General features: G+C 46.9%; 16 protein-coding genes, 1 tRNA gene and 1 other annotated feature. Of the genes, 13 read left to right on the top strand and 4 right to left on the bottom strand.

Going from position 1 to position 22870, the window contains the following annotated elements; translation table 11 throughout:
* Positions 1-579 precede the first annotated feature (579 nt).
* Complete coding sequence (locus tag QUB10_RS10265) at positions 580-1014, top strand: hypothetical protein (RefSeq protein ID WP_333201761.1); 435 nt, start codon at positions 580-582, stop codon at positions 1012-1014.
* Positions 1015-1204: 190 nt separating this feature from the next.
* Here the strand turns inward: QUB10_RS10265 and QUB10_RS10260 are convergent, their stop codons facing one another.
* Entirely contained in the window at positions 1205-2314 is a 1110-nt protein-coding gene (locus tag QUB10_RS10260; protein ID WP_333201759.1) for an alpha/beta hydrolase, read from the bottom strand.
* A 247-nt stretch (positions 2315-2561) separates the two neighbouring features.
* Here QUB10_RS10260 and QUB10_RS10255 point away from each other — a divergent pair, with 247 nt between their 5' ends.
* From QUB10_RS10255 to QUB10_RS10245, 3 genes are all read left to right on the top strand, one after another.
* Positions 2562-3887, top strand: a complete 1326-nt coding sequence (locus QUB10_RS10255) for a transposase (protein ID WP_333201757.1) — start codon at positions 2562-2564, stop codon at positions 3885-3887.
* 120 nt (positions 3888-4007) lie between these two features.
* Positions 4008-9122, top strand: coding sequence for an amino acid adenylation domain-containing protein (locus tag QUB10_RS10250; RefSeq protein ID WP_333201755.1), 5115 nt, complete (start codon positions 4008-4010; stop codon positions 9120-9122).
* Between the two features lie 118 nt (positions 9123-9240).
* Complete coding sequence (locus tag QUB10_RS10245) at positions 9241-13347, top strand: amino acid adenylation domain-containing protein (protein WP_333201753.1); 4107 nt, start codon at positions 9241-9243, stop codon at positions 13345-13347.
* A gap of 246 nt (positions 13348-13593) precedes the next feature.
* Here the strand turns inward: QUB10_RS10245 and QUB10_RS10240 are convergent, their stop codons facing one another.
* Positions 13594-15030, bottom strand: coding sequence for an inorganic phosphate transporter (locus QUB10_RS10240; RefSeq protein WP_445300754.1), 1437 nt, complete (start codon positions 15028-15030; stop codon positions 13594-13596).
* A gap of 40 nt (positions 15031-15070) precedes the next feature.
* On the opposite strand from QUB10_RS10240, the gene rplS reads away from it, so the two are divergent.
* The 9 genes from rplS to rplL all read left to right on the top strand — a co-directional run bounded on the left by rplS (position 15071) and on the right by rplL (position 19712).
* A complete protein-coding gene (rplS, locus tag QUB10_RS10235) occupies positions 15071-15454 on the top strand; it encodes a 50S ribosomal protein L19 (protein WP_172186532.1) in 384 nt (127 codons plus the stop codon).
* Between the two features lie 134 nt (positions 15455-15588).
* A tRNA-Trp gene (locus tag QUB10_RS10230) sits at positions 15589-15661 on the top strand.
* Entirely contained in the window at positions 15632-15841 is a 210-nt protein-coding gene (locus QUB10_RS10225) for a hypothetical protein (protein WP_333054361.1), read from the top strand. Before QUB10_RS10230 ends, QUB10_RS10225 begins: the two co-directional genes overlap by 30 nt.
* A 151-nt stretch (positions 15842-15992) precedes the next feature.
* Positions 15993-16226, top strand: coding sequence for a preprotein translocase subunit SecE (gene secE, locus QUB10_RS10220; RefSeq protein ID WP_333166850.1), 234 nt, complete (start codon positions 15993-15995; stop codon positions 16224-16226).
* Positions 16223-16861, top strand: a complete 639-nt coding sequence (nusG, locus tag QUB10_RS10215) for a transcription termination/antitermination protein NusG (RefSeq protein WP_332953948.1) — start codon at positions 16223-16225, stop codon at positions 16859-16861. Before secE ends, nusG begins: the two co-directional genes overlap by 4 nt.
* A gap of 3 nt (positions 16862-16864) precedes the next feature.
* A complete protein-coding gene (gene rplK, locus QUB10_RS10210) occupies positions 16865-17290 on the top strand; it encodes a 50S ribosomal protein L11 (RefSeq protein ID WP_333031062.1) in 426 nt (141 codons plus the stop codon).
* A 219-nt stretch (positions 17291-17509) separates the two neighbouring features.
* Positions 17510-18223, top strand: coding sequence for a 50S ribosomal protein L1 (rplA, locus tag QUB10_RS10205; protein WP_190663916.1), 714 nt, complete (start codon positions 17510-17512; stop codon positions 18221-18223).
* 109 nt (positions 18224-18332) lie between these two features.
* Positions 18333-18505, top strand: a sequence feature (ribosomal protein L10 leader region).
* Between the two features lie 29 nt (positions 18506-18534).
* On the top strand, positions 18535-19185 hold the full coding sequence (gene rplJ / locus QUB10_RS10200; protein ID WP_333201749.1) for a 50S ribosomal protein L10: 651 nt from the start codon (positions 18535-18537) through the stop codon (positions 19183-19185).
* Between the two features lie 137 nt (positions 19186-19322).
* Complete coding sequence (gene rplL, locus QUB10_RS10195; RefSeq protein WP_333106664.1) at positions 19323-19712, top strand: 50S ribosomal protein L7/L12; 390 nt, start codon at positions 19323-19325, stop codon at positions 19710-19712.
* A 215-nt stretch (positions 19713-19927) separates the two neighbouring features.
* On the opposite strand, the gene QUB10_RS10190 is transcribed toward rplL, so the two are convergent.
* Together QUB10_RS10190 and QUB10_RS10185 are read right to left on the bottom strand one after the other, a co-directional pair.
* On the bottom strand, positions 19928-21544 hold the full coding sequence (locus QUB10_RS10190) for an FAD-dependent oxidoreductase (protein WP_333201765.1): 1617 nt from the start codon (positions 21542-21544) through the stop codon (positions 19928-19930).
* Positions 21545-21724: 180 nt separating this feature from the next.
* The coding region (locus QUB10_RS10185) for a CopG family transcriptional regulator (protein WP_333201747.1) at positions 21725-22870 on the bottom strand (1146 nt) is incomplete at its 5' end.

Raw genomic sequence — 22870 nt, 5'->3', positions numbered from 1 at the left:
TATATATTGATTCCATGGCTTTATGCCTCCCAATTTAAAACTATTAAATTTGTCTAAATATCTGCGGAATGTGGGTTTTAGCTTAACTTGTGAGTAATGACGCTAGATTCAACGAGTCGGTGACTGCGAAAGTCAACGTAATTTACGACGGATTTTAGATGGAGAAGGACTGGCAATCACATTCGACGGCAATTTTTTGGTGAGAAACAGTTTGCTTATTTCAAAGTAAAGCGATGCTTTAATTTATTTAATTCGCTTCAACCTACTCACATAATTTAAACTCGCTCCTCTTCATTATTAAGTTACCAAAAATTCGGCAAAAGTAGAAGAGGCTTGCAGCCTCTTCCTAAGATGTCAAATGGGTTCTATAGAGTTGGAGTATCTATGAGGTTGCTAGTTAGAAAATTAAAACTCATCAGCTAATTTAGTTATGGCCTCCGATAGTTACGCAGCATTTCATTATTGGTACAACATAAGTTGCAGAGAGATATATATGCTGGAGGGCAAAGCAACATGACATTTATACGAGCGTGGCGATTCATAACACTGATGCTGGCTTCATTTAGCCTAAGTTTGTCTATGACACATTTGCTAGAGTTGCCACAAAGAATGCAGTTTGACCAGCAACTTTGGGTGAGAGTGACGGTCTTTGAAAATGTGTATAAATTGTTTGGCTCAGTCGGCGCAGCTTTTGAAATTACAGCGATTTTGACAGCAATCGTGCTGACATTTCTTGTTCGCAAACATGGTTCAACTTTTTACTGGACGTTGGGCGGAGCGATTCTTTTGGTGCTGGGGTTTGTGAGTTGGATCATGTTTGTTGCGCCAATGAATGCTGAATTCGCCCAATGGTTGACGAATCCCGTTCCAGCAGATTGGACGCGGTATCGTGACCAATGGGAGTATGCACACGCAGTCAACGCCTTGATTAAAATCATTGGGCTAAGTTTGCTCGCGATTTCTGTGCTTGTTGAAACGCCGAAAAAGAGAGCGATCGATTCTGATCGTGAGTGAGGCTCGTTTATTAGATGGATGAGCTGCTAAAGGCTGGGGCTGCCTATGCGCTGGTAAGGTTGCTTGCAGGATCTTAAAAATAAAGTAGAAGCAGGCGGGACACCCGACAAGAACCATCCTCAAATTGTGCAACACCGAATTTTAAGGCCGCCACAGCCAGGACTTACAAGATTTTAGTTCACATTTTTAGTCACGAAATTTCAGTGCAGAATGCCCTGACAGCTTCTGCAAACTGCTGGTTATGCTCAATTAATGCCATGTGTCCTCCTTTCTGTATAGTAACTAGCTCTGCTTGAGGTAATTCTGCTTTCATTCGCAGGCTAGCTGGGGGGGTAGTGGCAATATCTGAATCGCCGCATATCACCAACACTGGAATGTCAATTGATGGCAAAGTTTTTGTTTCGTCAAATTTGAGCATTCCCAATGTGCCGCGAGCGAGAACGCCGGGAGAACCCAAGGCTGATAAGAAAGCGGAAAACTCTAATTGACCGCGCGTTTCAGTGCCTTTAAATCCCGATAATTCTACACTGATGTGCAGTGAACCATTGAGATAGCTCAGCCAAGTCATTCCCCACATAATGGGTTCAAGAGCTATGGTGAGATAGAGGATAGGTTGGAGCAGCGGCTTCTGCAAAGCGCGTAATAAACTGCTAAAAATAGCGGTTTTTACGGGATTAGTATAAGTCGTATCTACCAGAATTAAACCAGCTACTCGACTACCGAGAAGTTCTGGAAAAAGCCGACTGAATGTTAGAGAAATCATGCCGCCCATGCTGTGTCCAAGTAGGATAACAGGTTTAGTTCCTGCTATGGCAATGACGGCTTCGAGATCGCGGGCAAATTTTTCTAGGGAGTAGTCGCTGTTTTTTGGTCGAGTGGATTTTCCCAAACCTGGAAGATCCCAAACAATCACTCGGTAGCGATCGCTTAGTTGCCGTTTCGCGTAATACCAAACCATACTGTTCGGCCCCCAACCATGTGAGAGAATAATCGGCTGTCCGTCCTCTGGGCCGTAGAATTCTACTTGTAAAATAGTGCCATCAGGCCTCTCTACTCGCTGAACCGTACCCGTCCGCGTCGGCTTCGGTTCGTCAGTACCCGATCGGCGGAACAGCGGCAAACTGATAAAGCGGCCGCCAACAGACCAAAGAAGCATCAACACTCCGCTGACTAAGTAGGAAATCCCTACAAGTTCGCCGATGTAATATTCATAGACAATGTATATACCTCCGCCAAGTACGCCGATGGACAGTAGGCCCACCAGCCATAAAAACAGGAAATTGAAGGGCATGAACGGCATAAGCTGAAACCTTGGGTAGGATTTTGGTTGCGGATTCAACTAAAACAGCAGGAGTCCCGCACTCTACCTGTACAAGGAGTGAGTGACGGGAGGAATGCGCGTGAGCGAAGAGATCCGCCCCCGAGCAAAACCGACAATCTTTAGATATCCGAAAGTGAGGGGGCGGTCGAGGAGCGAACAAATATTGCTCTGCCACTAGCCCTCGTCCCTTTCACGAGATACAATAATATCAGAGTTCGTGAAAATAATGCCTCAAGTAATCACCGCCAAGCTGAAACTAAACCTGACCGCCGAGCAAAAATGCTTGGTGTCTCAGACGGCTTTAGCTTACCGGGATGCCTTGAACTATACTTCACAAGTCGCTTTTGAAGCGGGTAAAACCAGTAATGGCGCTAAGTTGCAGAAGGCTGTCTACAACGAATTGCGAGTTCGATTTGGGCTGGGAGCGCAAATGGCTTGCAATGTACCCAGGCAAGTATCTGCTACCTATAAGACCCTTTGGTCCAAAGTAAAACAATCTAACGATGCTATTGCCAAGGGTTACACGAAGAGACGGTACAAAGGGCTAGATAAACCCCCTAAGTATATTTCTCGAACTTGTACCCTAAACTACCAGCGAGACTACTCTTTTAAGACCGAGCAACAAGTGAGCATTATCACACTGCAAGGTAGAATAGTAGTCCCGTATGATGGTTACAGCAAGCATCTAGATTTAATTGCTAAGGGTGCTAAAATTGGAGCTGCTAAAATTGTCTATCAGCGTTCTTCTAAAGTCTACTACTTAATGACAAGCATTGAAGTAGAAGTACCTGAGCTAGATCCACTAAAAATAACCAGAGTTTCTGGTGTTGATGTGGGTATGCGCTACTTAGCGGTGGAAACAGACTTACAAAAAAAGTCTAAATTCTACTCAGGAAAAGAAGCTAGACATAAAGCCAACCGCTATCACAAAGCTAGACAGACTCTTCAGCGTAAAGACACTCGTTCGGCAAAGCGAAGACTAATCGCGTTATCTGGAAGAGAAAGACGGTTTATCGCTGATGTGAACCACCAAATTAGCAAGGAAATTGCCAAGCCTAACAGCCTGATTGGACTAGAGAACTTGACCGGAATCCGAGATAGAAATAAATCTAAGTCCGGGAAAAAGGCTAGTAAAAAACAGCGTCGAGCTAACAGAAGTAAGGCTAAGTGGTCGTTTGCCGAGTTGCACGGCTATATCGACTACAAGGCTAATCTAAACGGCTCTCTGGCTACTAAAGTTCCAGCGCATTACACATCGAAGAGTTGTCCTAAATGTGGACATACCTCAGATGCCAATAGACCTAACAAAGGACTGTTATTTCGGTGTGAATGTTGCGGTCATGAGTTACACGCTGATTTGGTTGGTGCGCGAAATATTACGATGAGAACGCTGCTGGTTCGGCAAGACTGGATTAGCACGGGGAGCTTGTCAGCATCCCCTAATGTGTCGAGCGTTGAAACCAAAGCTGAAATCCTATCTAGGTTTTCGGAATTGCGGTGGAGTTCAGATACAAGCCCCCATCATAGCGGTACTCCGCTTGATGGCGGGTAGTTGACACAGAATCATACTTAGGTTAGGCCACAGTCGGCAAGCGGTAAGTTAAGCTCTTAACTTGTGCGCTGGTGGAATTTCTTTGATTGATTTGCCCAAGTAATGACAGGATGACTCAAAATGCCCGATCCAAAAATAGCGAGTTCATCGCCAAATGCCAGAGATTCTGTCAGGGTGGAGTTAGTTGAGTTTTTATCTTACCTTCGCAGTCTAGATATTAATATTTTTATTGAGGGCGAGATCCTGCGCTGCAACGCTCCTGAAGGAATTATTACACCAGAACTGCGCGCCGAAATTTCTCATAAAAAAGCCGAAATTATTTCATTTTTAAAAGCAGCTAATCGTACTTCTAGTTTCACTCCTACACCGATTGTTCCGATGGGGCGGGACGGAAATCTACCGCTTTCCTTTGCACAGCAGCGCTTGTGGTTTCTCGACCAATTAGTCCCGAACAATCCTTTTTATAATGTTCCCGCAGCCTTGCGTTTGACAGGTTCGCTCAATTTTTCGGCGCTGCAACAAACCTTCAATGAAATTGTGCGCCGCCACGAAGCTTTACGCACGACTTTAGCAGTAGTTTCGGGGCAACCAGTTCAGAGAATAGCTGCTGCTTTCCACCTCCCGATTAATGTAGTGGATTTGCGAAGCTTGCCAAAGGAATCTCGACAAACTGAAGCAAACAGGCTCACGGCCCAGGAAGCCCAACGCTCTTTCAATTTGTCCAATGACTTGTTGCTGCGAGTCACATTATTGCAGTTAGATGATGCCGAATATTTACTAATGCTGAATATGCACCACATTGTCTCCGATGGTTGGTCGATCGGAGTGCTAATTCAGGAATTAGGCGCACTTTACACGGCATTTGCTAGCGAAAAACCTTCGCCTTTACCGGCTTTGTCGATCCAGTATGCTGATTTTGCCAAATGGCAGCGCGAATGGCTGCAAGGGGAAGTTTTAGAAACGCAGCTTGCTTACTGGAGACAGCAGTTAAACGGCATTTCTATGCTAAATTTGCCTGCGGATCGCCCCAGGCCAGCAATTCAAAGTTACCGAGGCAAAAGGCAATTTTTGCAACTGCCAAAACAACTGAGCGAGGCTTTAGAAACGTTGAGCCAGCGCGAAGGAGTGACGCTGTTTATGACAATGCTGGCAGCTTTTAAAACGTTGCTTTACCATTACGCCCAGCAAGAAGATATTGTTGTCGGTTCGCCGATCGCCAATCGCAACCGCAGTGAAATTGAAGCATTAATCGGTTTCTTTGTCAACAGTTTGGTGTTGCGTACAGATTTGTCGGGAAATCCAACTTTTCGGGAACTTTTAAACCGAGTCAAAGAGGTAGCATTAGGAGCTTACGCTCACCAAGATTTGCCGTTTGAGAAGTTAGTAGAAGAACTGCACCCCGATCGCGCGTTGAACCAAAATCCCTTATTTCAGGTGGCGTTTGCGCTGCAAAACGCGCCGGGGAATCGGTTAGAATTGCCAGAATTAACACTGAGCCCGCAGCAGTTAGATGTGGGTACAGCGCGGTTTGATTTGGAGTTTCATTTGTGGGAGCGATCGCCCAACAGCTCGGGAAGCAACCAATCGCCCAGCAATAAGCTGTGGGTTGATAGCTCAGAGGGTATCAGCGGCATGGTTATTTACAGCGCCGATTTATTTGATGAAGCTACGATTGCGCGCATGATCGGGCATTTTCAAACTCTGTTAGAAAGCATTGTGGCAAATCCCGAACAGCGAATCGCAAATTTGCAATATTTGAGCGCCCAAGAGCGCGATCGTTTGTTAGTTGAATGCAACAATACTCAGGCGGATTATCCGCAAGATTTGTGCATCCATCAACTATTTGAAATGCAGGCAGATCGCACACCGGATGCGGTGGCGCTGGTATTTGGAGAGGAGCGAGTCACCTATGGAGAGCTAAATTTTCGCAGCAACCAACTAGCACGTTATTTGCAAAAAATGGGGGTTGGGGCGGAAGTTTTAGTCGGGCTTTGCTGCGGGCGATCGCTCGATCTGATCGTGGGGATGTTGGGTATCCTGAAAGCGGGAGGAGCTTACTTAATTTTAGATCCGAGCTATCCTGCTGAGCGATCGAGCTTTATGGTAAAAGATGCTCAAGTGTCAGTATTGCTTACCCGCCAGGGAATAAATTCCCTGTCTAATAGCGAAAGTCGTCTAAAGACGACTGAAGGAGGACAAGTTTCCAGTCGGCTTCAGCCGACTTCAGCTATGAGCCAGGGAATTTATTCCCTGGTGGATGATGGCGAAGTGCAAAATTTAGAAACACAGTCAGAATTGCTTACCCGCCAGGGAATAAATTCCCTGTCTAATAGCGAAAGTCGTCTAAAGACGACTGAAGGAGGACAAGTTTCCAGTCGGCTTCAGCCGACTTCAGCTATGAGCCAGGGAATTTATTCCCTGGTGGATGATGGCGAAGTGCAAAATTTAGAAACACAGTCAGATGATAAAATTCACCATCCAAGGGTTGTTTTTCTAGACACAGACTGGGAGATGATTTCCCAAGAAATCGCCGACAATCCCACCAGCGCAGCCACAGCCGAAAATCTGGTTTACGCGATTTACACCTCCGGTTCCACGGGAAAGCCGAAAGGAGTTGAAATTGAGCACGGGAGCTTGTTAAATCTCGTTTTTTGGCATCAAAGAGAGTTTGGGGTGTCAGCGGGCGATCGGGCAACGCAAATAGCAGCGATCGGCTTTGATGCTTGCGGGTGGGAAATTTGGCCTTATCTCGCCGCGGGATCTAGCATCTACTTTCCAGAAGATGACATCAGGCGAGATCCTGAAAAACTGCAAAACTGGTTAGTATCAAAAGCCATCACCATTAGCTTTTTGCCAACACCATTAGCAGAGAAAGTTTTGCTATTAGATTGGCCTCAAACAACAGCGTTGCGAATCTTGCTCGCAGGCGGCGAAAAACTGCAACAACATCCTTTAAAATCCCATCCATTTAAGCTAGTAAATAATTACGGCCCAACCGAGAACACCGTCGTCACAACTTCCGGTTATATTCCTGTAACAGAGCAAACAGACATCGCCCCCACAATTGGCCGCCCCATTGCTAACACTCAAATCTACATATTAGACAAATATTTGCAGCCCGTACCAATGGGGGTTGTGGGCGAATTGTACATCGGCGGAAACGGACTAGCTCGCGGCTACCTCAACCGCCCAGATTTAACCGCAAAAAGCTTTATTGTCAATCCTTTTCAACCAAATTCAGGAGAGCGAATTTACAAAACCGGCGACTTAGTGCGCTACAGAGGCGATCGCAACCTTGAATTTTTAGGACGCATTGACCAACAAGTAAAAATTCGCGGTTTCCGCATCGAATTAGGAGAAATCGAGACAGTATTAACTCAACATCCGGCCGTGCAGCAAACTGTAGCAATAGCTTCGGAAGATGGACAGGGAGATAAACGTTTAGTAGTTTATATTGCCCTGAATCCTGAATATAGCAAGGCCAGCGAAAAAAACCAAATAATGCAATTGCAGGACGAACAGGTTTTGCAGTGGCAAATGCTCTACAATGAAACTTACAATCAACCTGCTGTTGACTCAGATCCAACATTTAATATTGTCGGCTGGAATAGCAGCTATACTAATCAACCAATCCCAGCAGAACAGATGCGCGACTGGGCGAACAATCAAGCCGCCCAAATTTTAGCTTTGCAGCCTAGCCGAGTGTTAGAAATTGGCTGCGGCACAGGTTTGTTGCTGTTCCAAATTGCCTCTCGCTGCACTCAATATTGCGGAACAGACTTTTCACCTATTTCGCTCAACTATATTCGGCAGCACTTGGCAACTCAACAGTTAGCTAATGTAACGCTGCTTCAGAAAATGGCGACTGACTTTGCAGGAGTAGAGACAGCCGCTTTTGACGCAGTAATTCTCAACTCAGTCGTGCAATATTTCCCGACTATCGACTATCTCGTGCAGGTGCTAGAAGGTGCGGTGAAAGCAACTGCCCCCGGCGGCTTTATATTCATCGGAGATGTCCGCAGCTTGCCGTTGCTGGCAGCTTTTCACGCTTCGGTACAACTGTATCAAGCCGAACCTTCTCTCGCGGGCGAACAGTTGCAGCAGCGAGTACAAATGCAAATTTTTCAAGAAACAGAGTTAGTTATCGATCCAGATTTTTTTGGCGCATTAAAGCACCGCTTTCCGCAGATTGGCGGCGTAGAGATTCAATTAATTCGCGGTAGCGATCGCAATGAGTTAACTGATTTTCGGTACAATGCTATTTTGCATATTGCGTCTGAAACAGCACGCCCCAAATCATCGCCAAAAGGGGAGCGGGGCGCAGAAAAACGCCTGGATTGGTTGGATGAAAATCAGAATCTGACTGTTACCAAGGTGCAACAAATATTATGGCAAAATCAACTCGATTTTTTAAGCATTGCTAATGTGCCTAATGCGCGGGTAACGGCAGCAGTTAAGGCGGCAGAGTTGCTGTCTGTTGTCGATAAATTTACAACAGCAGGTCAGTTGCAGAAAGCCGTGGAAAAAGTCGAGGATTTAGGAGTCGATCCCGAAGCGTGGTATGCTTTGGAAGTTCCGTATAATGTTAATATTAGTTGGTCTAATTCCGACGGTCAAGGGCGCTACGATGTAGTGTTTGCACGGGGCGAAATTAGAGATTTTGTGCGAGAAACCCGAAGCGATAGCTTGCGTCCTTGGCGCTCTTATGCTAACAATCCCTTACAAGCTAAAGCAGCACGGAAATTAGTGCCACAGTTGCAGGCTTTTCTAGCAGAAAAATTGCCGGAATATATGGTTCCGTCGGCTTTTGTGGTGCTGGAGTCGCTACCTGTGACGGCTAACGGAAAGGTCGATCGCGTCGCTTTGCCTGTACCGCAGCCGATTAAGTTAGAATGGGCTGGCGGTTATGTTGCGCCTCATACTTCTATTGAGGAAGTTTTAGTGAAAATTTGGGCTGAGGTTTTGGGGATAAAGCGAGTGGGTATCCGGGACAATTTCTTTGAATTGGGAGGCCATTCGCTGCTGGCGACTCAGCTTGTTTCTAGAGTGCGAGATGCTTTCGGGGTAGAGTTGCCTTTGCGCCGGGTTTTTGAAGCGCCGACAATTGCAGAATTATCTAAGATTGTTGAGGGTTTGAAAGATAAGAATGCTAAAAGTGAAGTTCCGGCTTTAGTGCCGATTTCGCGCGATAGTCGGCGGCGGAAGCTATCATCTTTTAATGGACCTATTGCATAATTTTTTGATTGATAGAGCAACCGCAGATGAAGGGCAGATTAACGCTGATAAACGCAGATAATTTTAAGATGGTTTTTGGCTTGGGCAAGATGTTGAATGGAGAAAGTAAATGAAAAGGATGGCTGTTGAACAGGATGCAATTTCGATAAGTATGCAGCAAGAAACAGAAGTTTTTGTATTTCCAGCATCGTTTGCTCAGCAGCGGCTTTGGTTCCTCAATCAATTAGCACCGGGTAATCCTTTCTATAATGTTTCAACAGCGCTCCGCTTAACAGGTTCGCTCAACTTAAGATGCTTAGAGCAAACTTTCAATGAAATTGTGCAGCGGCATGAAACTTTACGCACTACTTTTACGCTTTTGGAAGGGGAACTCGTACAAGTTATTGCTCCCATTTTAACGGTATCCCTCCCCACAATCGACTTACAAAATCTCTCGCCAGCTCAGCAGGAAACCGCAGCGCTGCAACTCGCAACTGATGCAGCGCAATGCCCTTTCGATTTAGCCGCCGGGCCGTTATTTAAAGTAACGCTGTTACAACTCAGTGAAACAGAACATATATTGTTGCTGAATTTACATCATATTGTGGCTGATGGTTGGTCGATTGGAGTGCTAATTCGAGAGCTGGGAACGCTTTACACAGCCTTTGTAAAAAATGGGATCTCGCACTTACCAGCACTGCCCGTGCAGTACGCCGACTTTGCAGAGTGGCAGCACCAATGGTTGCAGGGCGAAGTATTAGAAACGCAGTTAGCTTATTGGCGGCAGCAGTTAAACGGAATTACCACACTCAATCTACCAACTGACAGGCAAAGACGAGCCGTTCCATCCTACCGCGGCGCTAAACAATTTATAACACTATCACCTGCTTTGAGCGAGGCGCTAAAGTCATTTAGCCAGCAAGAAAGCGCGACTTTATTTATTACTCTACTAGCCGCTTTTCAAACTTTGCTGTACCGCTATACAGGACAAGTAGATATTGCAGTAGGAACGCCGATCGCCAATCGCAACTTGAGCGAAATAGAAGCATTAATCGGTTTTTTTGTCAACAGTTTGGTGCTGCGTGCAGATTTATCAGGAAATCCAACTTTTCGGGAACTATTGCATCGGGTAAAAAACGTCGCAATGGCAGCCTACGCTCACCAAGATTTGCCCTTCGAGAAGTTGGTTGAGGAATTGCACCCCGATCGCGAGTTGAGCCGCAACCCCCTATTTCAAGTTAGTTTCAGCCTGCAAAACACTCCTGTAGCAGCGCTAGAATTGCCGGGAATCGTTGGAGAGGCGATCGACTTTGACGCAGGAACCGCCAAGCTAGATTTAGAGTGCCACTTGTGGGAAGATGCAGGAAGTATTCGAGGGCAATTTGTCTACAGCACAGACTTATTTGATAGCGCCACAATTGCGCGCATGGCGGGACATTTCCAAACGCTGCTCGAAGCCATTGTTGCCAATCCCAAACAGCACCTCAGCGGCTTGGCTTTGCTGACAGCGCCAGAATACCAGCAATTATTAATCGATTGGAATGACACTCAGAGAGATTATCCGCAAAACCAGTGTTTCCATCAGCTATTTGAAGAGCGAGTCGCGCGATCGCCCGATGCTGTCGCCGCCGTCTTTGAAAACCAGCAGTTAACCTACCGCCAACTCAACAGCCAAGCCAACCAACTTGCACGTTACTTGCAGCAATTGGGAGCAGCACCAGAAATTTTAGTGGGCCTTTGTGTAGAACGTTCCTTAGATGCGATCGTCGGATTGCTAGGCATTATCAAAGCAGGCGCAGCCTACCTGCCTTTAGATCCAACTTATCCTCAAGAGCGCCTTAACTTCATGTTAGAAGATGCTCAAGTGCCGATTTTGGTAACTCAGCAGCACTTAGCAAAAAAATTAACCCAGCCGGAAAAATTCGGAGTTTTTTCAGTAGTGTGTTTGGACTCCGACAGAGAAATTATCGCCCGAAAAAGCCCAGAAAATCCAACTACAAATATCCTACCAGAACACCTAGCATACGTTATTTACACATCTGGTTCAACCGGAAAACCCAAAGGCGTTTTAATCGAACATCGGGGACTATACAACTTAGCCATAGCTCAAATAGAAGCTTTTAACTTAACCTCAAATCACCGCATTTTGCAATTCGCCTCCCTGAGTTTTGATGCCTCAATATTTGAGATTTTCATGGCATTAGGAACCGGAGCAACACTTTACTGTGCCAAAAAAGAATCTTTGTTGCCAGGACAAACATTAATCCAATTTTTGCAGGACAATGCTATTACCCACGCTACCCTCCCGCCCTCGCTGCTAGCTGTCCTTCCAAACGCCGAACTTCCCGCACTGCAAACAATCATCTGTGCTGGCGAATCTTGTTCCCCGGATATTGTTAAACGCTGGGCTTCCCGGCGCAGATTTTTTAACGCTTACGGCCCTACAGAAGCGACAGTCTGGTCAAGTTTGGCCGAAATTGGCGATTCCCTGCGGGATAGCTTCGCTTCACGCAAAAAACCGCCCATCGGCCGCCCAATAGCCAACACTCAACTCTATATTTTAGATAAAAATTTACAGCCTGTACCCGTTGGAATTCCCGGTGAATTGTACATCGGCGGCAGCGGATTGGGGCGAGGCTACCTGAACCGCCCCGAATTAACCGCCCAGAGATTTATTGCTAATCCCTTTAGCCAGAAAGCAAAAGAACGAATTTATAAAACTGGTGACTTAGCTCGCTATTTTCCCGACGGCAATATTGAGTTTTTAGGCCGCACTGACGAACAGGTAAAAATTCGCGGTTATCGAATAGAATTGGGAGAAATTGAAGCGCTGCTGGTTCAGCATCCTGCAGTCAAAGAAACAGCGGCGGTTGCTGGGGATGATTTGTCCGGCAACAAACGCCTAGTTGCTTATGTCGTCCCCAATCACAATCAGACGCTTAATCCCGGGGAACTACGCAATTTCCTTAAACAACAACTGCCCAATTACATGATTCCCAGTGCTTTTGTGGCAATGGATTTTCTGCCCCTAACTCCAAATGGCAAAATTGACCGCCTGCGCCTACCTGCACCGGGGAATCTAACTAGCAATTCCATAGATAAAAGCTGCATTGCACCTCGCACACCAACCGAGTCAACCCTCGCCCAAATTTGGGCCACAACCCTCAACGCAGAGTGCGTTGGCATTCGCGATAACTTCTTCGATTTGGGTGGAGATTCCCTGCTGGCAATCCGCCTCATCAATGAGATTAACCAGAAATTTCAGCGCGAATTGCCGCTGTCTGCTCTTTTTTTAAATCCGACAATTGAAGGTTTAGCAGATTCGCTATCTTCAGAAACAAATTCTCTGGAATGGTCGCCTTTAGTTGCAATTAAGCCTCGCGGTAAAAATCCCCCGTTCTTCTGCGTCCATCCCATCTTTGGCGTCGTATTTCCTTATTGCGAGTTAGCCTTTGGGCTAGGAGAAAATCAACCTTTTTACGGGCTGCAACCAAAGGGTATTGACGGCGAAAGTTCTCCGTTAACTAGCATTGAAGACATGGCGGCTGACTACATCGCAGCCTTGCGTACCGTTCAACCAAAAGGGCCTTATTTTTTAGGAGGCTGGTCTTTTGGAGGTTTGGTTGCTTTTGAGATGGCTCAACAGTTGCTCGCAGCGGGGGATGAAGTGGCTTTACTTGCTGTGCTGGATACTTTAGCGCCGGTTTCTGCTAACAAACCTTCTTTTTGGGACGGTTGCAAGTTTATTATGACTACTGTTTCGCGCTCTATCTGGCCTTTTGTAGTAGATTATTTTCGCTTGGTGGCTGCGGCAGAAAATGTTCAAAGTGGCGGTATTGCTGCCAAATTCCCGAAATTAAATAAGATGCTTAATTTGGCAGCTAATTTTTTGCATCGCTGGAATTGGAAACAGGCCGTTATGGTTAGCATCCTATCTCAAGAGTCAAAAAAACACAACTGGCGCGAGCTGGCAATTCCTTCGATGTTTACTGTATTTCAGGCTAACAGTCAAGCAACTCTCAGCTATGTACCGAAAATTTATCCGCAGCGAATTACTCTGTTTAGATCGAGGGAACAGCTAAGCATGAGTAATCAAGATCGGACTCTTGGCTGGAGTGAATTAACGACCCAAAAAGTAGAGGTGATTAGAGTTCCTGGGAATCACCTGACTATGCTGAGAAAACCCTGCGTCGAGGTGCTGGCTCAACAGCTAAAGCATTGCTTGGAGAAGGAATTAAGTGATTGAGCGGCCCGCGTGCTGGTGTGCCGCAACCGGGTTTGATGTGCGAAAGTGCTATTAGTCCTGAATCTTATCTTCATCTGCGTGAATCAGCGTCCATCCATTGTCATCTGCGGTTTACATTCTCTTTTTAAAACCGCAGATGAGGGCAGATAAACACAGATTAACGCAGATGAATTAGATCGAGTCGGGTTGCAGCATCCATCCGTGATTGTTGAGTGATGACTGTTCTGAAATGCCTCAATCTAACATCTAAAATTGCCCAATGGATTGCGCGATGCTGAAGATGATAGCAGCCAAACCTGCTGCGATCGGAATTGTCACCAGCCAAGCCGAACCAATTGACAGCAAAGTTTGCAAGCGTACTGTTTTCCAAGCTTTGATCAGCCCGACTCCGACGACTGCACCGACTAAAGCGTGGGATGTGGAAACTGGCAAACCGAAGCGGGATGCTAGCAAGACTGTGGTGGCTGTGGCTAATTCCGCGCAAAATCCGCCGCTTGGTTGGAGTTCGATGATTTTTTCGCCGACTGTGGCAATTACATTTTTGCCCCAGATGGCTAAACCGATGACTATTCCTGCGCCTCCGAGGACTAAAATCCACAGGGGAACGCTGAAATCTTCTGAGGGAAAGGAACCTGTGCGCCGGATGTAGGCGATCGCAGCTAGGGGAGCAACTGCATTTCCTACGTCGTTGGAACCGTGGGAAAAGGCTACAAAACAGGCGCTCAAGACTTGAAATCTCGCCATTTGTTGCTCGATGGGAGAGTGGCGGGGAGGGGGAGAGGGGGAGAGGGGGAGAGTGGGAGATTGGGAAAATATTCCCTCTTTCTTATTCCTTGCATCCGTTACATCCGTTACATCTGTTACAAAATCCGCTGCCGAACCTTCTTCCTTCTCAACTGATTCTAATTTTTTCCAGCTATTGAGTGTCAGGACGATCGCCCCAATACTCCCAATGCCAATGACAATATCGTGAATTGGCAGATTCCAGCCAAATCGATCGTGCGCGGCGGCGATCGCCCCTGTCTGCACCAAAGCGACATTCACAACAGACGGCAGTACAATTATCCCAAATACGCTCAGCATTGTTGCACTCAGCCAAGGTATCCACTCGCGCAGTTGAAATAGAGGATCTGGCCGATCGAGAATCCAATACTTCACCCCACTGTAAAATAGCGCTGCTAAAGCACCGCTGGCGATCGGTGTCGCCACCCAAGTTAGGGAGATCGTGCCGATGGTTCGCCAATCAACTGCATTAATTCCGGCTGCCACACAGCTAAAACCCGCGATCGCGCCCACCACTGCATGAGATGAAGAAACCGGCAAACCTCGACTGGTAGCGATTTGCAGCCAGATCCCGCTAGCTATCAGCACTGACACCATCCCGATTAAAAATACTTGCGGCTGAGTAGAGAACACATCTGCATTCACAACTCCTGTTGCCAGAGTTTCGGAAACTCCTTGGCCGAACAGCACTGCGCCGGAAAATTCCAGTATGCCTGCAACAATTATTGCCTGCCGCAGCGTTAGCGCCTTCGAGCCTACGGATGTCCCCATCGAGTTAGCGACATCGTTTGCCCCCAAGTTGGCGGCGACGTACAAGGCCAGTGCAGCCATTGCCCCCAGTTGCAGAAATACGACCCCAGAGGTATCTAACATAGAAATTTTTTGACATAAAACGGGCATTTCGATATATGATAAGGGATTGTGAGTTTTGGTAAATCCCATGAAAGGCGCAGAAATAATCCGTTCTATAGAAACGGAAGAAATAAATAGAGTCAAGCAAGAACTTAATAAACAACTCCCCGAAATTTACGTGGGCGACACAGTGCGAGTCGGCGTGAAAATTAAAGAGGGTAACAAAGAACGGGTTCAGCCCTACGAAGGGACTGTGATTGCCATGCGCAACGGCGGGATTAATGAAACAATCACCGTCCGCCGAGTGTTTCAGGGCGTCGGAGTGGAACGGGTGTTTTTGATTCACTCGCCCCGCATCGCCACGATCCAAGTGATGCGCCGCGGGAAAGTCCGCAGAGCAAAACTTTACTACCTGCGCGATCGGGTGGGCAAAGCTACTCGCGTCAAACAGCGGTTCGATCGCTCCCTGTAGGAATGCACCCAGCTTTCCCTTGGTTCATGGTTCATGGGAAATTTTAAAAAATTCAAAAAAAGTTTCCCATTTACGAGCGCACTGTGTTAAAATAGAAATCTAGAGGTTAAGCGAATTTCAGCAACCTCACCTGTGCGCTCTTAGTTCAGTTGGTAGAACGCAGGTCTCCAAAACCTGATGTCGGGGGTTCAAGTCCTCCAGGGCGCGCTGAATCACCAAACTTTAAATTCTGCCCGAAAGCGCCCGGATTATTGGCTGGCAACAGTCAAAACCGCAAACTTTCGGGTAGAATTAATTTTTGTGGGCGGTTCGCAAAAAATGCCATCAACAAATGCTCGGTGTGGCTTCTCGATCATCGGTTTCGGCGATCGGCATTTACGCCGTTGATTGGTTGGGCTTGTAAAAAAGTCGTGGCTTTAGATTTGAGATTTGGGACTTGGGCGTAAGTGGTTAGTGTCACAAAATCTGAGAGCCGCGGGCCACTCACACCATCTAAAATCTAAAATCTAAAATCTAAAATCGCAAGGGGGATTGAATCGTGGCGAAAAAAGACGAAGCTCAAGAAACTCAAGAAATAACGGCGCCTGGGTTTAATCCTACGGGTTTTTTTAAGGAAACTAGAGAAGAACTCGACAAAGTGGTTTGGCCCAGCAGGCAGCAGCTAATCAGCGAGTCTTTGGCCGTGCTTTTGATGGTCATCCTCTCAGCAAGCCTGATCTATTTGGTGGATAACTTCTTTAACTGGGGCGCGGGAAAGGTGTTTGGGCCATGACTTTTGCATCAGAAGAATCTGAGTATTCCACAGAAGCGACGGGACAGGCAGCATCGCCAGATGTGCCGGAGATTGATGCTCGCTGGTATGCTGTTCAAGTTGCCTCTGGCTGCGAAAAGCGCGTGAAGGCAAACTTGCAGCAGCGGATTCAAACTTTGGATGTTGCCGATCGCATCGTTCAAGTAGAAATTCCGCAAACTCCGGCAATCAAAGTCGGCAAAGACGGTTCCAGGCGGCAGTCAGATGAAAAAATCTTTCCCGGCTACGTACTCATCCGTATGTTTATGGACGAGGATACGTGGCAGGTGATCAAGAATACCCCGAATGTAATTAATTTTGTCGGGGCAGAGCAGAAACGCCGCTACGGGCGCGGCAGGGGTCACGTCAAACCGCTACCTCTGAGTCATTCGGAAGTAGAACGGATCTTCAGAAACGCTCAGGAATCAGAACCAGTTGTCAAAGTATCGATGTCTGCTGGAGACCACGTTGTGGTACTTTCCGGGCCGTTTAAGGATTTTGAAGGTGATGTGATTGAAGTTAGCCCGGAACGAAACAAGCTCAAAGTTTTACTCTCGATTTTTGGGCGCGATACGCCTGTAGAATTGGAGTTCAATCAGGTTCAGAAACAGAACTAACTAATGGCAAAGAAAGTTGTTGCAGTAATTAAGTTGGCGATTACGGCGGGAAAAGCCAACCCAGCTCCTCCGATCGGCCCAGCATTGGGTCAGCACGGCGTCAATATTATGATGTTTTGCAAGGAGTACAATGCTAGAACCGCAGACCAAGCAGGTCTGGTGGTTCCGGTAGAAATTTCGGTTTTTGAAGACCGCAGTTTTACGTTTATTCTCAAAACTCCGCCGGCCTCGGTTTTGATTCAAAAAGCCGCTGGCATTGCTAAGGGTTCGGGAGAACCTAATCGCAAGCAAGTAGGCTCGATTACACAGGCTCAACTGCGAGAAATCGCTGAAACCAAAATGCCTGACCTCAATGCTAATGATGTTGAGGCTGCTATGAAAATTGTGGCAGGAACGGCTAAAAATATGGGCGTGGCGATCGCGGATTGAAGTCAGTTGTCAGTTGTCAGTTGACAGTTGGCAGTTGTCAGTAATTCAGGATTTTGAAGCTAAAATCTTCAAGCTCAAATCGCAAATCCTAAGTCGGTTCAGGGGGAGAAGCAAAGCTTCGCTAGTAACCGAAAACGGGTAGATTTTAAGATTGTCCGATATGTGCAATCTAAAATCTAAAATCTAAAATCTAAAATCGACTGACCCCAGGAGATAACAATGGCAAAGAAAGTATCGCGAAGACTGCAAGAACTTCAAAAGAAAGTTGAAGACAGACCTTATCTACCGCTGGAAGCTCTGCAACTTTTGAAAGAAACAGCAACCGCTAAGTTTGGCGAAGCTGCTGAAGCTCACATCCGTTTGGGAATTGACCCGAAATATACTGACCAACAGTTGCGGACAACTGTATCGCTGCCAAAAGGAACTGGTCAAGTAGTCAGAATTGCGGTGATTGCTAAGGGCGAAAAAGTTAAAGAAGCTCTGAATGCCGGCGCGGATATTGCTGGTTCTGAAGAGTTGATCGATGAAATTCAGAAGGGCATGATGGACTTCGATTGCCTGATTGCTACCCCAGACGTGATGCCGTTGGTGGCAAAATTGGGTCGGTTGTTGGGCCCGCGTGGTTTGATGCCTTCTCCGAAAGGTGGCACGGTGACGACTGACATTGCTCAGGCGATCAACGAGTTTAAAGGTGGTAAACTAGAATTCCGTGCCGATCGAACTGGCATCGTTCATGTTATGTTTGGCAAGGCAGCTTTCTCAGCGGAAGATTTGCTCGTCAACCTTCATGCTTTGCAAGAAACAGTTGACCGCAACCGTCCTTCTGGTGCTAAAGGTCGCTACTGGCGCAGTTTGTACGTATCCGCAACAATGGGCCCGTCGATCGAAGTCGATATCAGTGCTCTGCGCGATACCAAACTTGATGCTGCGTAGAAAGAATTAAGCAGAAGGCAGAAGGTAAAAGACAGCTTCGGCTGTCTGTGTAAATCTCTCACAAGACTTACGCCAGACCCTTGCTAATCTCTGCCTTCTGATGATAGCCTAATCAAAAATCAATAAGCTGAAGACCGCAGGTGCCGACCGCTTAATTTCCTGCCGAGGCTGAAGAAATAAAAACTCAAGACTCAAAGATTAGAAATTTTCTATTTTTAATTCTGACTTGTTAATTTTTAATTCTCTGCCCCGGCTCTAAGGTCGGGGTTTTTGGTGGGCAGTTTTCGATCCTAAAAGGAGGTGAAATAAGTATGGGCAAAACTTTAGCAGTAAAAAATGAGATTATTGCAGACCTCAAGCAAACCTTGAGCGAATCTCAACTGGCGATCGTGATTGACTACACGGGCTTAACTGTTGCTGAAATCACAGATTTGCGTCGGCGTTTGCGTCCGAAAGGCAGCAGTTGCCAAGTGGCAAAAAACACGCTAATGCGAATTGCTGTTGAAGGCAACGAAACCTGGCAGCCGATACAAGAATTGCTGACCGGTACGTCGGCGTTCCTGTTCGTCCAAGAAGATATTGGCGGCGCGATTAAAGCTTACCAAGAATTCCAAAAAGTCTCTAAGAAGACTGAACTTCGCGGCGGCGTGATGGAAGGACGGGTACTGAAAGAAGCTGATGTTAAAGCATTAGCTGATCTGCCGTCGAAAGAACAACTCATGGCTCAAATTGCTGGCGCTATCAACGGTGTCGCAACCAAGTTGGCTGTGGGTATCAATCAAGTTCCTACTTCGATCGCTCGCGGTCTTAAAGCTTATGCTGAAAAAGACGGCGATTCCGCAGCAGTAGAAGCAGAAGCACCAGCAGAAGCTCAAGCAGAAGCACCAGCAGAAGCTCAAGCAGAAGCACCAGCAGAAGCTCAAGCAGAAGCACCAGCAGAAGCTGAAGGCACATCTGCGTAAGTCATTAGTAATTAGTCACGAGTCAACAGTCGTTAGTTTTGAGAAACAAACTCATGACTGGAGACAAGAAACTCATAATTAATGAGCAATCCCCAATCCACAATCCACAATCCACAATCGAACTAGGAGTTCAAAAAATGTCTACTGCAACTGATGAAATCTTGGACAAACTTAAGTCTTTGACTTTGCTCGAAGCATCTGAATTGGTCAAGCAAATTGAAGAAGCTTTCGGCGTCAGCGCTGCTGCTCCTGTAGGCGGCATGATGATGATGGGCGGCCCTGCTGCTGCCGCTGCTGAACCCGAAGAAGTACAAACTGAGTTCAGCGTGATTCTTGAAGAAGTTCCTGCTGACAAGAAAATCGCAATTCTGAAAGAAGTCCGCGCTATTACCGGTCTGGGTCTGAAGGAAGCGAAAGACTTGGTAGAAGCTGCACCGAAGGCAGTTAAGGAAGCTATTGCTAAGGAAGCTGCTGAAGAAATGAAGAAACAGCTTGAAGCTGTGGGCGCAAAGATTGCTATCAAGTAGTCAGAGAATGTAGTTGATATCAATTCCGTTGACACCGGAATGATGGTTGACGGTTGACTGTTGACTGTTGACTGTTGACGGTTGGCTGTTGAGTGTTAACACTTAACTGTTAACTGTTAACTGTTAACTATTCCCTAAAATTAATCGCGCGATAGTTACATCTCTCGCGCGATTAATTATTTTTTGCGCTAGGGAAACTGCATTGCCGTTTCCTCTTAGATTTTAGAGGCGGCTTCCATTTGTCGCACGACTGTTAAAGCAGAATAGGAAACACCGGCAGTTCCTTCTCCGGGATGGGTGGAGTCGCCGACTAACCAGAGGTTTTTAATTGGTGTGCGGTTGGCAAATCCGAAGGGGCCGAAGGTTGGTATTCGCTGCCCAATGCCACCCACAACGCCTCTATCTCTCGCTGTGTAGCGGGCAAAGGTGCGGGGGGTGGCGGCTTCTTGGTGTACGATCGACTCTGGCGTCAAATTGAAATATTCGCTCAAACGGGCGATCGCCCCTGCGGTATATTTTTGCTTTAATCCTTCATAATCAACCGAATTCCACCACATTCGAGTATCAGTAAATGACGAAGCGATAATTGTCGCCATTCCCTCCGGTGCTCGCCCATCACCCGGATGACTGACTGAAACAAATAATGAATTATTCTCCCCAATCTCGCCGTCGTAATCGTAGAGAAACTGAAGGTGGGGCGGACAATTTTCGGGAATTGCGCTTTCATGGACTCCCAAATATATCACAAAAGCACCGGATGCGGGCGGCAATTTATCGACTCGATATTTGTAGCCTGCCATTTGATTTGGCAGTTGGTTGTTTGTCTCTGAAGTCTCTGATTTAACCGATAAATTATCTATTAAATTGCCGAGACTTGGCTCGCTTGACAACAATTTTACTAGATTTTGCGCGGTCACGTTGGCAACAATGCGATCGGCTGTTTCTGTCCAAACTTCGCCTGTTTTTTGATTGCGAATCACTGTACCGATGGCTTTGCCGTTGGCGGTGACAATACTTTCAACTGTATGCCGCAACAGGACTTTGCCGCCGTAGAGTTCGATCGCCTCTACCAGTCGATCGCTCAATACCTGCATACTTCCTTGTAGATGATACAATCCCTGCGGCGCTTGCGAAACTCCTAAAGCCGTCGCCGCGTAAAGCAGCGCCGTTTCTTCGGTATCAACTTGAGAATACAATTTTAACTGCAAATCCAGAAAAGTTTTCAAGCGCAAATTGTCGCCCAACCCACAAAGCCGCAAAGCATCTCCCACTGTCATAAAAGTGAAAGGCAAAGTAATTAGAGTATCGGGACGAACTGCTTGAATTAATTGCCAGAAATCCCAGAAGTTTCTGGGCGGTAAAACTGGATCGCGCCCTTGAAATTTCCAGCTAGCTTGGAACAATGCAGACAATAATTGCCAAAAAGGTTCGCTTCCGGGAAACTGTCGCTGCCTTTCTTCCTGCCACTTTTGCGGATCTCGCCACACGCTAATCGGTGCGGTTTCTCCCGGCAAAAACACCGCACAAGCGGGATCGCAGGGTGTCGCGGCAGGAAGTTCTATGTCTAATTCTGAGAAAATTCGGTGGTGAATGCCTCCGGGTTCCAATCCTGCAACCTGCGTGGCGCCGACATCGAAGGTAAAGCCTTTGCGTTTGAAGGTGGAAGCGCATCCTCCGGGGACGATCGCCTGGTCTAAGACTAGCACTTTGTATCCTCTGCGGGCTAGCAGGGCTGCTGCTGTCAGCCCGCCGATGCCACCTCCAATTACCGTGACGCGGCCCTTAGTGTCTGCTGGATTGGATTTGCCTAAAGGGGTGCGATCGCCTGTCATAAATTTATTTATTGTAATATTTCTTAATAGTATGCTCATATTTTGCAATAAAAAGCTCTTGTAGCGACAGGTTGAAATCTATCGCTACAAGAGGAAGGAGGCCGAGTTTAGAGGACGTTTTAGGGGTAAGGTGCTCCGGGGGCACCCGGAGCGTTAGACTGGGCCGTGTTGATGAGAGAATCAGGGACGGCGCCACTTGTTGAGATAAGCTTCGCCAATCCCAGCCACAGCCTGCATTTGAGCTAGCTGTTCCCGTAAAGTTTTGATGGTTCTTAGCTGTTCTTGAGACTGTTGCTGCAAAGCGTCGTAATTTCGCTGTATCGCCGCACTCTGGCTCAATTGATTTTCTAGAGATTGCAACTTGGTTAGTTGAACTTGGAAATCGCCGATCACACTTGACTTTTCTGCTAACTCGTGCTGCAAAGAGTCGTAACTCGACTTGGACACGGTTTGCTGCAATTGCTGTGCCAAATTTTGCTTTTCGGTAGCTAATTGCTGTTCCAAAGATGCGATCGAACTTTCTCTTTCTGCTAACTGCTGCTGCAAAGATTCCAAAGAACTCGATTTTTCTGCTAGCTGCTGCTGAAACTCGTGTTCCCGGTGTTCTTTTTCGGCGAATTGCTGCTGCAAAGATTCCAGAGCGCTGGATTTTTCGGCTAATTGCTGCTGAAACTCGTGTTCGCGGTGTTCTCTTTCTGCTAACTGCTGCTGCAAAGATTCCAAAGAACTCGATTTTTCTGCTAGCTGCTGCTGAAACTCGTGTTCCCGGTGTTCTTTTTCGGCGAATTGCTGCTGCAAAGATTCCAGAGCGCTGGATTTTTCGGCTAATTGCTGCTGAAACTCGTGTTCGCGGTGTTCTCTTGCGGCGACTTGTTGCTGCAAAGATTCCAGAGCACTGGATTTTTCAGCTAATTGCTGCTGAAACTCGTGTTCGCGGTGTTCTCTTTCGGCGACTTGTTGCTGCAAAGATTCCAAAGAACTCGATTTTTCTGCTAGCTGCTGCTGAAACTCGTGTTCCCGGTGTTCTTTTTCGGCGAATTGCTGCTGCAAAGATTCCAAAGAACTCGATTTTTCAGCTAATTGCTGCTGAAACTCGTGTTCGCGGTGTTCTCTTTCGGCTAGCTGTTGCTGCAAAGAAGCGATCGAACTTTCGCGTTCACTCAACTGCTGCTGTAAACTTTCGTAACTTGACTTCGCTACTGTTTCGGCTAATTGGCTTTCGAGATTTTGCTTTTCAGTAGCGAATTGCTGCTGCAAAGAAGCGATCGAACTTTCGCGTTCACTCAACTGCTGCTGTAAACTTTCGTAACTTGACTTCGCTACTGT

Origin of the sequence: Microcoleus sp. B5-D4 (assembly GCF_036705145.1) — a bacterium.
GTDB lineage: Bacteria > Cyanobacteriota > Cyanobacteriia > Cyanobacteriales > Microcoleaceae > Microcoleus.
This window is presented reverse-complemented; position numbering and strand designations above follow the sequence as displayed.

Coding starts and splice junctions, on each gene's coding strand:
- QUB10_RS10265 (WP_333201761.1), top strand. CDS start 580: ATGACACATTTGCTAGAGTTGCCACAAAGAATGCAGTTTGACCAGCAA.
- QUB10_RS10260 (WP_333201759.1), bottom strand. CDS start 2,314: ATGCCGTTCATGCCCTTCAATTTCCTGTTTTTATGGCTGGTGGGCCTA.
- QUB10_RS10255 (WP_333201757.1), top strand. CDS start 2,562: ATGCCTCAAGTAATCACCGCCAAGCTGAAACTAAACCTGACCGCCGAG.
- QUB10_RS10250 (WP_333201755.1), top strand. CDS start 4,008: ATGCCCGATCCAAAAATAGCGAGTTCATCGCCAAATGCCAGAGATTCT.
- QUB10_RS10245 (WP_333201753.1), top strand. CDS start 9,241: ATGGCTGTTGAACAGGATGCAATTTCGATAAGTATGCAGCAAGAAACA.
- QUB10_RS10240 (WP_445300754.1), bottom strand. CDS start 15,030: ATGCCCGTTTTATGTCAAAAAATTTCTATGTTAGATACCTCTGGGGTC.
- rplS (WP_172186532.1), top strand. CDS start 15,071: ATGAAAGGCGCAGAAATAATCCGTTCTATAGAAACGGAAGAAATAAAT.
- QUB10_RS10225 (WP_333054361.1), top strand. CDS start 15,632: ATGTCGGGGGTTCAAGTCCTCCAGGGCGCGCTGAATCACCAAACTTTA.
- nusG (WP_332953948.1), top strand. CDS start 16,223: ATGACTTTTGCATCAGAAGAATCTGAGTATTCCACAGAAGCGACGGGA.
- rplK (WP_333031062.1), top strand. CDS start 16,865: ATGGCAAAGAAAGTTGTTGCAGTAATTAAGTTGGCGATTACGGCGGGA.
- rplA (WP_190663916.1), top strand. CDS start 17,510: ATGGCAAAGAAAGTATCGCGAAGACTGCAAGAACTTCAAAAGAAAGTT.
- rplJ (WP_333201749.1), top strand. CDS start 18,535: ATGGGCAAAACTTTAGCAGTAAAAAATGAGATTATTGCAGACCTCAAG.
- rplL (WP_333106664.1), top strand. CDS start 19,323: ATGTCTACTGCAACTGATGAAATCTTGGACAAACTTAAGTCTTTGACT.
- QUB10_RS10190 (WP_333201765.1), bottom strand. CDS start 21,544: ATGACAGGCGATCGCACCCCTTTAGGCAAATCCAATCCAGCAGACACT.